The sequence below is a fragment of the Streptomyces asoensis genome (assembly GCF_013085465.1).
Lineage (GTDB): Bacteria > Actinomycetota > Actinomycetes > Streptomycetales > Streptomycetaceae > Streptomyces > Streptomyces cacaoi_A.
In genome coordinates, this window is record NZ_CP049838.1 from 5,587,117 (window position 1) to 5,600,467 (window position 13,351).

The 13,351-nt window shown below is 71.9% G+C and carries 7 protein-coding genes and 1 tRNA gene; all 8 read left to right on the forward strand.

What is annotated here, in order from left to right; genetic code table 11:
* Positions 1 to 140: 140 nt before the first annotated feature.
* The gene (locus tag G9272_RS24980) at positions 141 to 743 is read left to right on the forward strand and encodes a small secreted protein (RefSeq protein WP_171398629.1); all 603 of its coding nucleotides are present in this window, start codon (positions 141 to 143) and stop codon (positions 741 to 743) included.
* Between the two features lie 56 nt (positions 744 to 799).
* On the forward strand, positions 800 to 2,341 hold the full coding sequence (locus G9272_RS24985; RefSeq protein WP_437184300.1) for a DUF7059 domain-containing protein: 1,542 nt from the start codon (positions 800 to 802) through the stop codon (positions 2,339 to 2,341).
* 531 nt (positions 2,342 to 2,872) lie between these two features.
* A complete protein-coding gene (locus G9272_RS24990; RefSeq protein ID WP_171398631.1) occupies positions 2,873 to 3,070 on the forward strand; it encodes a hypothetical protein in 198 nt (65 codons plus the stop codon).
* Positions 3,071 to 3,398: 328 nt separating this feature from the next.
* Complete coding sequence (gene topA, locus G9272_RS24995; protein WP_171398632.1) at positions 3,399 to 6,230, forward strand: type I DNA topoisomerase; 2,832 nt, start codon at positions 3,399 to 3,401, stop codon at positions 6,228 to 6,230.
* A gap of 226 nt (positions 6,231 to 6,456) precedes the next feature.
* Positions 6,457 to 9,765 carry a dTMP kinase gene (gene tmk / locus G9272_RS25000; RefSeq protein ID WP_171398633.1) on the forward strand — a complete coding sequence of 1,103 codons (3,309 nt, stop codon included), beginning with the start codon at positions 6,457 to 6,459 and terminating at the stop codon, positions 9,763 to 9,765.
* A gap of 132 nt (positions 9,766 to 9,897) precedes the next feature.
* On the forward strand, positions 9,898 to 11,103 hold the full coding sequence (locus tag G9272_RS25005; RefSeq protein WP_171398634.1) for a DNA polymerase III subunit delta': 1,206 nt from the start codon (positions 9,898 to 9,900) through the stop codon (positions 11,101 to 11,103).
* A 226-nt stretch (positions 11,104 to 11,329) separates the two neighbouring features.
* Positions 11,330 to 12,907: an alpha/beta hydrolase gene (locus G9272_RS25010; RefSeq protein ID WP_171398635.1), complete on the forward strand. Its 1,578-nt coding sequence runs from the start codon at positions 11,330 to 11,332 to the stop codon at positions 12,905 to 12,907.
* A gap of 107 nt (positions 12,908 to 13,014) precedes the next feature.
* Positions 13,015 to 13,088, forward strand: a tRNA-Thr gene (locus G9272_RS25015).
* The last annotated feature ends 263 nt before the right edge of the window (positions 13,089 to 13,351 follow it).

Genomic DNA, 13,351 nt, shown 5'->3' on the forward strand with positions numbered 1-13,351 from the left:
TCGCCCGCCCGTTGTGTTGAGTATGTGTCCGAGCCGTGAGCCTTCTCTCTCCTGGTACAAATGGCTGTAATAAACCACATAGCAGACATTCGTTCTGGGGTTCTCGCCCGGTTGCCGTGTATGTTCCGGGGCCGAGAGCCATGGAAGGGACCAACCCGGTGAACAAGAAGCTCGCGGCCGTGGTGTCCGGCGGTGCGGTACTGGTACTGGCGCTGTCCGGATGCAGCAGTGACGACGACGGCAACAAGGAGCTCGACGCCTGGGCCAAGCAGGTCTGCGACGCGCTGCCTGCCCAGGACGCGAAGGTCGACGCGGCCAACGCCGCGATCAAGCAGGCCGCCACGGACAACAACGCTCCGGCGAACGTCCAGAAGACCGACTCACAGGCCTTCCAGGACATGTCCGACGCCTACGGCGCGCTCGCCCAGGCCGTCCAGAAGGCCGGGACACCGCCCGGCGTCGACGACGGCGAGAAGAAGCAGAAGGACGCCGTCTCGGCGCTCACCACTCTCTCGACCTCCTACGCGGGCCTGAAGAAGCAGGTCGACGCGCTGGACACGAAGGACCAGGCGAAGTTCGCCGACGGTCTCCAGGACATCGCCACCGACCTCGGCGCGCTCAGCAAGAGCGGCAACACCGCGCTGAAGAACCTCGAGCAGGGTGACGTCAAGAACGCCATGGCCAACCAGGCCAGCTGCAAGAAGGTGGCCTCCTCCGCCTCGGCCCGCGCGACGACCAGCTGAGGCCGCGCGGCCGGGAACGATCCGGGGGAACGCGCCCCAAGTGGTGACGGGAGACAATGGGGGGCGTGAGTAACGCCACCCTCTCCCCCCTGCCCTCCGTCGACCGCCCCGACGTGGCCGCCCGGCTGCGCGAGGCGCTGCTCGCGGCCTCCTTCACCGCGGACGGTCTCCTCGAGCTGCTCGGCGCGCCCGCCTACGCCGCGCTGGCTCGCAGCGAGACCGTGCCCGCGATGCGCGCGACCCGCGGGGACACGCCGCTGGAGACACTCGTCCGCCTCTTCCTGCTCCAGCAGCCCGTTCCGCACGCGCGCGTGGAGGAGTTCCTGCCCGTACACGCGTGCGTGGAGAGCGGCTGGCTGGTCCCCACGGGTGAGGACGAGGTCGCCGCGACCGTGGACGTACGGCCGTACGGCGGGCCGGACGGCGAGGACTGGTTCATCATTTCCGACCTCGGATGCGCCGTCGGTGGCGCGGGCGGCAGCGGGAGCGAAGGGCGCCAGGCGGACACGGCTGTCGTCCTCGGTGTCGGCGGCGCGTCGACGACCCTCGCCGGTATCACCGTGCGTACGCCCGTCCCCGCCGCCCTCGACCTCGGCACCGGCTCCGGCATCCAGGCGCTGCACGCCGCCCAGCACGCCACGCGCGTGACGGCCACCGACCTCAACCCGCGCGCGCTGCACATCACCGCGCTCACGCTCGCGCTGTCCGGGGCTCCGGCGGCGGACCTGCGCGAGGGTTCGCTGTTCGAACCGGTCCGGGACGACGAGACGTACGACCTGATCGTGTCCAATCCGCCGTTCGTGATCTCGCCGGGCGCCCGGCTGACCTACCGGGACGGCGGGATGGGCGGGGACGATCTGTGTCGCTCGCTCGTTCAAGGGGCGGGGGAACGGCTGAGCGAGGGCGGGTTCGCGCAGTTCCTCGCCAACTGGCAGCACGTGGAAGGGGAGAACTGGCAGGACAGGCTCAGGTCGTGGGTGCCGCGCGGGTGCGACGCGTGGATCGTGCAGCGCGAGGTGCAGGACGTCACGCAGTATGCGGAGCTCTGGCTGAGGGACGCCGGTGATCACCGGGGCGACCAGGCCGAGTACCAGGCGCACTACGACACCTGGCTGGACGAGTTCGAGGCACGCAAGGTGAAGGCCGTCGGCTTCGGCTGGATCACGCTGCGCAGGACGACGGCCGCGGAGCCCGTGATCACGGTGGAGGAGTGGCCGCACCCGGTGGAACAGCCGCTGGGCGACGCGGTCCTGGCGCACTTCGGACGGCTGGACTATCTGCGTGCCCATGACGACGCGGCCCTGCTCGCCGGGCGCTTCCGGCTGGTCACGGAGGTCGTCCAGGAGCAGGTCGGGCTGCCCGGCGCCGAGGACCCGGAGCACGTCGTGCTGCGCCAGCACCGCGGCATGCGCCGGGCCACCAAGGTGGACACGGTCGGCGCGGGCTTCGCCGGCGTGTGCGACGGCTCGTTGAGCGCCGGCCGCATTCTCGACGCCATCGCTCAACTGGTCGGCGAGGATCCGGTGTTGCTGCGGGACCGCACTCCGGCCCAGATCCGCCTTCTGGTGGAGCAGGGTTTCCTCGAACCGGCGGAGTGACCCGGCCGGATCCGGATGGCCCCGGACCGTCGCGGAGCGGGCTACCGGACACCATCCGGGACATCACCGCCAGACGCCATCCGGGACCTCATCACCCGGGACGTCATCCGGAATGTCGCCCGGGAGGTCATCCGGTGCGTCATCCGGAACGGCTTGGAGTGCGGCCCGCTCCAGCCGCTCCGGCCCGTTCTTCCCCGCTCTCCATGTTTTCTTCGCTCTCGGCGCCGACTCGCCAAGATCGTATGCAGTGTGAGCCGATCGACAACGCCGACAACGGCGAAGACGGCCGGAAAAACCCGCACCCGGTTCGGTGTGTTCCACCGCACTCCGGGCCGCCCGGGGCCGCGCTCCGAGGGCCCGCCGCTCGCGCCGGACCGCACCCCGACCGCACCCCGGTCGGTGGTTCGCCGAGCCCTCCGCCCCCACCCGTAGCCCCGGCGTTCACCTCGGGTTCGCCGGGGCGCCGCCCGCACGTGACAGCCTCCCGTGGCCGGGGCAGGCGCAGGCCGAGCAAAAGGGGCGGGGACGATCATGGAGAGCGGGCCGACGATCTTCACGGGAACAGTGTTCGCCCTGTTCGGTGGCACACTGCTGATGTGGACCGCGATCCGGGTACGGCACCGTGAACCCGTGGCCCAAGGTGTGAGCCCCGTCGCATCGGCGACCCTGGCGGCCCTGGCCTCCGTCGCCGCGCTGGCCGTCGGGGTGTGGTGCTTCACCCGGCTCTGAAGCCGGCTCCGGGACCCCCTGCGGGACTGCCTACGAGGCGGACTCCGAGGCCGCCTTCGCGGATCTCGCCGGACCCCCGTTCGAACCGTGTGAACGTGGTCGCGCCGGTAAAGGGGAAGACGCGTTCCGGTCGTACGGAAAAGGACCGGTGGGCACTCCGGGCGGCAGGAATGGCGGTAGTCGGGTTACCGTTCGAGTGGCCGTTGCGGGCTTTTCCCGTTTGACACGGGGGCGGGATGTACCGTCACACTCCGCAGCGTCACCATGACCCGACCCCGGGAGCAAGGCCTGGGTGAGGCCCCAGCGTCGACCGGAGAGAAGAGCGAAGTTGTCCCCGACCAGCGAGACCGCGAAGGGCGGCCGCCGACTCGTGATCGTCGAGTCGCCTGCCAAGGCGAAGACGATCAAGGGTTACCTCGGCCCCGGATACATCGTCGAGGCCAGCGTCGGGCACATCCGTGACCTTCCCAACGGCGCCGCGGAGGTGCCGGACCAGTACACGGGCGAGGTCCGCCGCCTCGGTGTGGACGTCGAACACGACTTCCAGCCGATCTATGTGGTCAACGCCGACAAGCGGGCGCAGGTCAAGAAGCTCAAGGACCTCCTCAAGGAATCCGACGAGCTCTTCCTCGCCACCGATGAGGACCGCGAGGGCGAGGCGATCGCCTGGCACCTCCAGGAGGTCCTCAAGCCGAAGATCCCGGTCAAGCGGATGGTCTTCCACGAGATCACCAAGGACGCGATCCGGGCCGCCGTCGCCAACCCGCGCGAGCTCAACCAGAAGCTCGTCGACGCCCAGGAGACGCGCCGCATCCTCGACCGTCTCTACGGCTACGAGGTCTCGCCGGTCCTGTGGAAGAAGGTCATGCCGCGCCTGTCGGCCGGCCGTGTCCAGTCCGTCGCCACCCGTCTCGTCGTGGAGCGGGAACGCGAGCGCATCGCGTTTCGTTCTGCTGAGTACTGGGACCTGACGGGCACCTTCTCGACCGGCCGCGCCGGGGATCTGTCGGACCCGTCGTCGCTGGTCGCCCGCCTCCAGACCGTCGACGGCAGGCGGGTCGCGCAGGGCCGCGACTTCGACTCCCTGGGACAACTCAAGAGCGCGAACATCCTCCACCTCGACGAGGTGAACGCCCGCGCCCTGGCCGTCGCCCTGGAGAACACGCGGTTCGCCGTCCGGTCCGTCGAGTCGAAGCCCTACCGCCGCTCGCCGTACGCCCCGTTCCGTACGACGACGCTTCAGCAGGAGGCCAGCCGCAAGCTCGGTTTCGGCGCGAAGGCCACCATGCAGGTCGCGCAGAAGCTGTACGAGAACGGCTACATCACGTACATGCGTACGGACTCCACGACGCTGAGCGAGACGGCGATCTCCGCCGCCCGCGCCCAGGTCACACAGCTGTACGGCGCCGACTACCTGCCGCCCCAGCCCCGCACGTACGCCGGCAAGGTCAAGAACGCGCAGGAGGCGCACGAGGCGATTCGCCCTTCGGGTGATCGTTTCCGCACGCCTGCCGAGACGGGCCTGACCGGCGACCAGTTCAAGCTCTACGAGCTGATCTGGAAGCGGACGGTCGCCTCCCAGATGAAGGACGCGACCGGCAACAGCGTCACGGTGAAGATCGGTGGCACCGCGGCCGACGGCCGGGACGTCGAGTTCAGCGCCTCCGGCAAGACGATCACCTTCCACGGCTTCCTGAAGGCGTACGTCGAGGGTGCCGACGACCCGAACGCCGAGCTGGACGACCGCGAGCGCCGGCTGCCCCAGGTCGGCGAGGGCGACCCGCTGACCGCGGAGGAGATCACGGTCGACGGGCACGCCACCAAGCCCCCGGCCCGCTACACCGAGGCCAGCCTGGTCAAGGAGCTCGAAGAGCGCGAGATCGGCCGCCCGTCGACGTACGCGTCGATCATCGGCACGATCCTCGACCGCGGCTACGTCTTCAAGAAGGGCACGGCACTCGTGCCGTCCTTCCTGTCCTTCGCCGTGGTCAACCTCCTGGAGAAGCACTTCGGCCGACTGGTCGACTACGACTTCACCGCCAGGATGGAGGACGACCTCGACCGCATCGCCCGCGGTGAGGCGCAGGCCGTGCCGTGGCTGAAGCGGTTCTACTTCGGCGAAGGCGTGGGCCACGGCGGCGCGGCCGACGCCGGCAACGGCGACGGGGACCACCTCGGCGGCCTCAAGGAGCTGGTGACCGACCTGGGCGCGATCGACGCGCGCGAGGTGTCGTCGTTCCCGGTGGGCAACGACATCGTGCTGCGGGTCGGGCGCTACGGCCCCTACATCGAGCGCGGAGAGAAGGACGCCGAGGGCCACCAGCGGGCGGACGTGCCCGAGGACCTGGCCCCGGACGAGCTGTCCGTCGAACTCGCGGAGGAGCTGCTCGCCAAGCCGAGCGGCGACTTCGAGCTCGGTGCCGACCCGGAGAGTGGCCACCAGATCATCGCCCGGGACGGCCGCTACGGCCCGTACGTCACCGAGGTGCTCCCCGAGGGCACCCCGAAGACCGGCAAGAACGCCGTGAAGCCGCGTACGGCCTCGCTGTTCAAGTCGATGTCGCTGGACACGGTGACGCTGGCGGACGCTCTCAAGCTGATGTCGCTGCCGCGGGTCGTCGGCGCCGACGCGGAGGGCGTGGAGATCACCGCGCAGAACGGCCGCTACGGCCCGTACCTGAAGAAGGGCACGGACTCGCGGTCGCTCCAGACCGAGGACCAGCTCTTCACGATCACCCTCGAAGAGGCGCTGGAGATCTACTCCCAGCCCAAGCAGCGTGGCCGGGCCGCAGCCAAGCCGCCGCTGAAGGAGCTGGGCGCGGACCCGGTCAGCGGACAGCCGGTCGTCGTCAAGGACGGTCGCTTCGGGCCGTACGTCACCGACGGGGAGACCAACGCGACCCTGCGCTCCGGCGACAGCGTCGAGGAGATCACCCCGGAGCGCGGCTTCGAGCTGCTCGCCGAGAAGCGTGCCAAGGCGCCGGCCAAGAAGACGGCCAAGAAGGCGCCCGCGAAGAAGGCGACGGCGAAGAAGGCGGCCCCGGCGAAGAAGACGGCCGCCAAGAAGACCGCCGCGAAGACGACGACGGCCAAGAAGACGACGGCGAAGAAGACGGTCGCGAAGAAGGCGACGGCTTCCCCGGCTTCGTCCGAGGACTGATCGCTCGGCTGATCGCACGGCGGGTCACCCGGCTGGTCACATGACTGTGACTGGTCGGGTGCCTGTCGGCACGACCGGGCGGACGCCTGAATCGACGACGGAGCCCGGTCACCGTTCCTTCACGGCGGTTCTTCAAACCCACGCCCCGGCATCACTTTGGTGTCGGGGCGGTCGCGCGCGTGGACGGGGGCGACAGGGTGTCAGTCGCGGCCGATAGGCTGAAAGCATGACGCGAGCCGAGCAGCCAACGGCCCACCACCCGGCACCGGACGACGCCTTGGTGGCGGACTCCCGCGAGCGCGCTGTGCGCGCCCTGTTGCGCGAGCCGCAGCTCAAGCGGCTCTGGAGCGCACAGCTGGTGAGCGGGGTGGGAGACGCCCTCGCACTCCTGGTGTTCGTCCTCCTCGTCCTCCAGGCGGCCATCGTGGAGGGCTCCTTCGGGGGCGGCTACCGCGGCGTGGCCTTCGCGGTGGCGACCGTCTTCGCGGTGCGCATTCTGGCCACCCTCCTCTTCGGCGCCGTCCTCCTGGGCCCGCTGACCTCACTGACCTCGCCGGACGGCCCGCTCGACCGCCGCTGGACCATGGTCGGCGCGGACGGCGTGCGCGCCGCGCTGCTGATCGTCGCGCCGCTGTGGATCGACTGGACACCGGACGACGCGCCGGCCCTGCTGCTCGTCACGGTGTTCGTGACCGGAGTGGCCGAGCGGTTCTGGACGGTCGCCCGCGAGAGCGCGTCCCCGGCCCTGCTGCCCGCCCCGCCACTGGAGGGCGCGACCGTCCGGCCGTTGCCCGACCACATGGACGCCCTGCGCCGCCTGTCGCTGCGCACGGGCTTCGTGACGATCCCGCTGGGCGCGGCCACGCTGGTCGTCGCGGCATTGTTCAACAATCTTCTGGGTGCCGGGATCGACTGGTTCGGACAGCACCAGGCGGCCCTCGCCTCGTATGTCGCCGGGGGGCTCTTCGCCGGGTCGCTGTCCATCGTGACCTTCCTGGAGCTGCCCGCAGTGCGCACCCCGCGCGCGCGGTCGCCGCTCGAGGGGCTGCGCCGACCCAGGACCGCCACCGGGGTCGACGCGGGCCGCACCGGCGCGATCCCGCTGCTGGTCCTCGCCTGCGCCGCCGTCGCCGGGGCGGTCACCGCCGCCGTCGCCGTGGCCGTGCTGCACGCCAAGGACCTGGGCGGCGGTCCGGTCATGTACGGGCTGTTCGTGCTCGCGCTGACCGGCGGAGTCGTCATCGGCGTCCGTACGGCGCCGAAGGTGCTGGCGTCGCTGTCGCGTCGCCGGCTGCTCGCGCTGGCCATCGCCTTCACCGGCGTGGCGCTGCTGGCCGCCGGGCTGGTCCCGGACGTCACCAGTGTGCTGCTGATCCTGGCCCTGGCCGGCGTCGGCGCGGGCGTCGCCGCCAACACCGGGCACGCCCTGCTCGACCAGGAGACCGAGGAGCACCGCCGGGCACGGACGACGGAGCACCTGCACGCCGTCGTACGGGTCGTGGTGGCGCTGGGCGCGGTGATCGCCCCGCTGGTGGCGGCGCTCATCGGGCCGCATCGGCTGGAGAACGGCAAGTTCGTGTTCGCGCACGGCGGTGCGGCGTTCACGCTGATGCTGGTCGGCGCGCTGCTGCTGCCGGTGGCCGCACTGGTGCTGGCCAAGATCGACGACCGTTCCGGCGTACCCCTGCGCCAGGACCTGCGGGACGCGCTGCTCGGCGGCGACGACCCGGTGCAGACCTCGGTCGGGACCGGCTTCTTCATCGCCCTGGAGGGCGGTGACGGCGCCGGCAAGTCCACGCAGGCCGAGGCGCTCGCCGAGTGGATCAGGGCCAAGGGCCACGAGGTCGTCCTGACGCGTGAGCCGGGGGCCACGCCCGTGGGCAAGCGGCTGCGTTCGATCCTGCTGGACGTCTCCAGCGCCGGGCTCTCGCACCGCGCGGAGGCGCTGCTGTACGCGGCGGACCGCGCGGAGCACGTCGACACGGTCGTCCGGCCCGCCCTGGAGCGCGGCGCGGTCGTCATCACCGACCGGTACATCGACTCGTCCGTGGCCTACCAGGGCGCGGGCCGCGACCTGTCCCCGACCGAGATCGCGCGGATCTCGCGCTGGGCGACGAACGGCCTGGTCCCGCATCTGACGGTCCTGCTGGACGTGTCGCCGGAGGCCGCCCGCGAGCGGTTCACGGAGGCGCCGGACCGGCTGGAGTCGGAGCCGGCCGAGTTCCACACGCGCGTGCGTTCCGGCTTCCTCACGCTGGCCGCCGCCGACCCGGGCCGCTACCTGGTGGTCGACGCGGCCCAGGAGCCCGAGGCGGTCACGACCGTCGTCCGGCACCGGCTCGACCAGCTGCTGCCCCTGTCCGAGGCCGAGATCAAGGCCCAGGAGGAGGCGCGCAGGAAGGCCGAGGAGGAGGCCCGCCGCAAGGCCGAGGAAGAGGCGGCCCGCAAGGCCGAGGAGGAGCGCCTGGAGCGCGAGCGCCAGGAGCAGCTCGCCAAGCTGCGTGCCGAGGAGGAGGAGCGCAAGCGGCGCGAGCTGGAGGAGGCGCAGCGGCGCGAGGCCGAACGGCAGGCCGAGGAGGCGCGGCTGCGCGCCGAGGAAGCACGCAGGCGCGCCGAGGAGGAGCGGGTCAGGCTCCTCGCGGAGGAGAAGGCCCGCGCCGAGGAGGAGGCCCGCCGCAAGGCGGAGGAGGAGCGGCGCCGCCGGCAGGCCGAGGAGGAGGCACGGCTGCGTGCCGAGGCCGACGCCCGGCGCCTGGAGAAGCAGCGGAAGGCCGAGGAGGCGCTGCTGCGGGCAGAGCAGGCCCGGCGCGCGGCGGAGCAGGCCGCCGCCGCGGCACAGGTCGGACCGAAGCCGGCGCGCCCCACGACGACCGCGGCGTCCGCGGCTCCGGCGGCTCCGGCGGTCCCGCCGGAGGCCGTGACCGTGCCGACGCCGGTGGTGACTCCGACGAACGCGTCGGGCGGGCCGATGGACGAGACGGCGGTGCTGCCGCCGGTCCGGATGGACAAGGAGCCCGCGCAGCCCTCCCGGCCGTCCGGGAACGCGTCCGGATCCGGGAAGCCTTCGGGCTCCGGGGGCGGGGCCGACGCCGAGGTGACGGCCGAGCTGCCGCAGCCCTCGATCCCGCCGGGGTCCGCGGACGAGACGGCGGTACTGCCTCCGGTGCGCGGCGAGAGCTCCGAGGACGAGACGGCGGTACTGCCTCCGGTCCGCGAGGAAAGCCCTGCCGACGAGACGGCCGTGCTGCCTCCCGTGCGGGACCGGAACCCCTCGGACCGGGTGCCGCCGGGGTACTTCCGCGACGAGCGGGGCGAGCGGGGCGAGCGGGACGAGGCGCGGCCGGACGGGGCCGACGACCGTACGCGCGAGCTGCCGCAGGTCGACGAGGAGGGCGCGCCCCGTCAGCGACCCCGGTCGGACTGGGCCGAGGAGACCCCGCTGGACGATCTGCCGACGCTGGCGGACGAACTGCTGGGCCCGCGCCGGGACGAGGACGGGAACGACGAGGGCCGCGGGCGGGGCCGACGCCGCTGAGCGTTCCGGCGCCGCCGCGCGTCCCGCCGTCGGTCGTCGGCGGGACGCCACCTCACCCGTGGCTCGATTGTCAGTGGCTCCCCGCACAATGGAAGGCGCAACGCGAAACGTGACGAAAGGGCGGCGTGACGCATGACCGTGTGGGACGACCTCGTCGGGCAGGAGAAGGTGAGCGAGCAGCTCGCCGCCGCCGCTCGGGACGCCGACGCGCTCGTCACCGCGGCCGGCTCCGCCGCCCCGCCGCCCGAGACGTCGAAGATGACGCACGCCTGGCTGATCACCGGTCCGCCCGGCGCCGGTCGCGGCCAGGTGGCGCGGGCCTTCGCCGCCGCCCTCCAGTGCGTGAGCCCGGACCGGGCGCTCGGCGGCGTCCCGGGCTGCGGGTTCTGCGACGGCTGTCATACGGCGCTCATCGGCACCCACGCCGACGTCAACACCGTCGCCGCGGTCGGTTCGCAGATCCTCGCCGAGGACATGCGCGACACGGTCCGTAAGTCGTACACCTCGCCCGCCACGGGCCGCTGGCAGATCATCCTCGTCGAGGACGCCGAGCGGCTGAACGAGAAGTCCGCCAACGCCGTCCTGAAGGCCGTCGAGGAGCCCGCACCGCGGACGGTCTGGCTGCTCTGCGCGCCCTCCCTGGAGGATGTGCTGCCCACCATCCGCTCCCGCTGCCGGCACCTGAACCTGCGCACGCCCTCCGTCGACGCCGTCGCCGACATGCTCATCCGGCGCGAGGGCATCGAGCCGGCCGTCGCCGCGGCCGCCGCCCGGGCCACGCAGGGGCACGTCGACCGGGCCCGCCGGCTGGCCACCGAGCCCGCCGCCCGCGAGCGCCGCGCGGCGGTGCTGAAGCTGCCTCTGCGCGTCGACGACGTCGGCGGCTGTCTCCGTGCCGCCCAGGAGCTGGTCGACGCGGCGACCGAGGACGCCAAGCAGCTCGCGGAGGAGATGGACGGCAAGGAGACCGAGGAGCTGAAGGCGGCGCTGGGCGCGGCCCAGGGCGGCCGGATGCCGCGCGGTACGGCGGGCGTGATGAAGGACCTGGAGGACAAGCAGAAGCGCCGCAGGACGCGTACGCAGCGCGACAGCCTCGACCTCGCGCTCACCGACCTGACCGCCTTCTACCGCGACGTCCTCGCCCTCCAGCTCGGCTCCCGCGTCGCGATCGCCAACATGGACGCCGAGGACGCCCTCGAGCGGCTCGCCCGTGGCAGCAGCCCGGAGTCCACCCTCCGCCGTATCGAGGCCATCGCCGGGTGCAGACAGGCCCTCGACCGCAATGTGGCTCCGCTGCTGGCGGTGGAGGCGATGACGATGGCCCTGAGAGCGGGCTGACGCCGACGACGGCGAGCGGCCGACACCGGCGAGCGGGTCGGCGCCGACCATCGGGCTGACACCGGCCATCGGGCTGACACCGACCATCGGGCTGACGCCGGCGAGCGGGTCGGTGTCGGCGAGCGGGTCGGTGTCGACGTCGATCTTGGGTTGACGGGCGTCACTCGTCCGTGTCCGTTCGCGTACGTACGGCGTTCGTGCCATTGCGCAGAGTTACGCTCGCTGGATGTACTTCAGGCGCTCTCTCCGCAGGTCCCGTACCGGCGTCACTCTCCTCTCGCTCGCCGCGCTGCTCGTCTCCGGCTGTTCCGCGGCCGAGTCGACGAGCTCCGCCGGTTCCACGGCGCTGGCGGCGCTCGTCGCGCTGCCGCGGGCCACGCCGTCGGCGCTCGCGCCGTACTACGGGCAGAAGCTGAGCTGGCGCGGCTGCGGTGTGCCCGGCTTCGAGTGCGCCACCCTGAAGGTGCCGCTCGACTACGCCGAGCCGGGCGCGGGCGACGTCAGGCTCGCGGTCGCCCGCAAGAAGGCGACGGGCCCGGGCAAGCGGCTCGGCTCGCTGCTGGTGAACCCGGGCGGACCGGGCGGCTCGGCGGTCGGTTACCTCCAGCAGTACGCCGGCATCGGCTACCCCGCCGGGGTCCGCGCCCGCTACGACATGGTCGCCGTGGACCCCCGGGGCGTGGCCCGCAGTGAGCCCGTGGAGTGCCTCGACGGGCGCGCGATGGACACCTACACGCAGACGGACACCACCCCCGACGACCAGCGGGAGACCGGCGAACTCGTCGACGCGTACAAGGAGTTCGCGGAGGGCTGCGGCGCGCACTCGGCACGGCTGCTGCGGCACGTCTCCACCGTGGAGGCGGCCCGCGACATGGACATCCTGCGCGCGGTCCTGGGCGACGGGAAGCTGACGTACGTGGGGGCGTCGTACGGGACGTTCCTCGGCGCGACGTACGCGGGGCTCTTTCCGAACCGGGTGGGCCGGCTCGTCCTGGACGGCGCGATGGACCCGTCGCTGCCCGCCCGCCGACTGAACCTGGACCAGACGGCGGGGTTCGAGACGGCGTTCCAGTCGTTCGCGAAGGACTGCGTCACGCGGTCCGACTGCCCGCTCGGCGGGAAGGGCACGGCTCCCGCCGAGGTCGGCGAGAACCTCAAGGCCTTCTTCCGCAAACTCGACGCGCACCCGATCCCCACCGGCGACCCGGACGGCCGCAAGCTCGGCGAGGCCCTCGCCACCACCGGCGTGATCGCGGCGATGTACGACGAGAGCACCTGGGAGCAGCTGCGCGAGGCGCTGACCTCGGCGATCAAGGACAAGGACGGCGCGGGCCTGCTCGCCCTCTCCGACAGCTACTACGAGCGGGACGCCGACGGCCGCTACGCCAATCTGATGGCCGCCAACGCGGCCGTGAACTGCCTCGACCTGCCCGCGGCCTTCTCCACCCCCGACCAGGTCGAGAAGGCACTCCCGTCCTTCGAGAAGGCGTCCCCGGTCTTCGGCGAGGGTCTCGCCTGGGCCTCCTTGAACTGCGCCTACTGGCCGGTGAGGGCGACCGGCGAGCCGCACCGCATCGAGGCGAAGGGCGCCGCCCCGATCGTCGTCGTCGGCACCACCCGCGACCCGGCGACCCCGTACCGCTGGGCCCGGTCCCTCGCCCACCAGCTCACCTCGGCCCGCCTCCTCACCTACGAGGGCGACGGCCACACCGCCTACGGCCGCGGCAGCGCCTGCATCGACTCCGCGATCGACACCTACCTGCTCCACGGAACCCCTCCGAGGGACGGCAAGCGCTGCAAGTAGCCACCGGCGTGGACCCCGGGAGGCCGCTCCCGGGGCCTGTTCGGAGCACCCCTGGAAACTGTGTAGACTTACCGACGTTGCTGATCGCACCATGGTGCGGACAGCGCGCCGCCTTAGCTCAGATGGCCAGAGCAACGCACTCGTAATGCGTAGGTCTCGGGTTCGAATCCCGAAGGCGGCTCTGTGAAAGCCCCGGGACTCACTCGCCGTGACCTGGGGCTTTTGCTTTGCCCGGATGCGGCGGCGGTGCTGAGCGTGGGCCGCGCGACTGCCCTCGGTCTCAATTCTGGTCTCAACTGACCGTCCGAAGCAGGGCTCCGAGGCGTGTGCGAGGCGCGGCATCAAGGTGGCGCGCATGTGACTCGTGACGTCCTTCGACAGGTGCGATCGCCACTGGCTCTACCGGAGGGTCTGTGTCGGCGGTGTTGCGCCGCGGATCTCCTC

What these genes read in the sequence shown, in the direction of transcription:
- G9272_RS24980 (WP_171398629.1), top strand. Translation starts at nt 141, where the DNA reads ATGGAAGGGACCAACCCGGTGAACAAGAAGCTCGCGGCCGTGGTGTCC.
- G9272_RS24985 (WP_437184300.1), top strand. Translation starts at nt 800, where the DNA reads ATGGGGGGCGTGAGTAACGCCACCCTCTCCCCCCTGCCCTCCGTCGAC.
- G9272_RS24990 (WP_171398631.1), top strand. Translation starts at nt 2,873, where the DNA reads ATGGAGAGCGGGCCGACGATCTTCACGGGAACAGTGTTCGCCCTGTTC.
- tmk (WP_171398633.1), top strand. Translation starts at nt 6,457, where the DNA reads ATGACGCGAGCCGAGCAGCCAACGGCCCACCACCCGGCACCGGACGAC.
- G9272_RS25005 (WP_171398634.1), top strand. Translation starts at nt 9,898, where the DNA reads ATGACCGTGTGGGACGACCTCGTCGGGCAGGAGAAGGTGAGCGAGCAG.
- G9272_RS25010 (WP_171398635.1), top strand. Translation starts at nt 11,330, where the DNA reads ATGTACTTCAGGCGCTCTCTCCGCAGGTCCCGTACCGGCGTCACTCTC.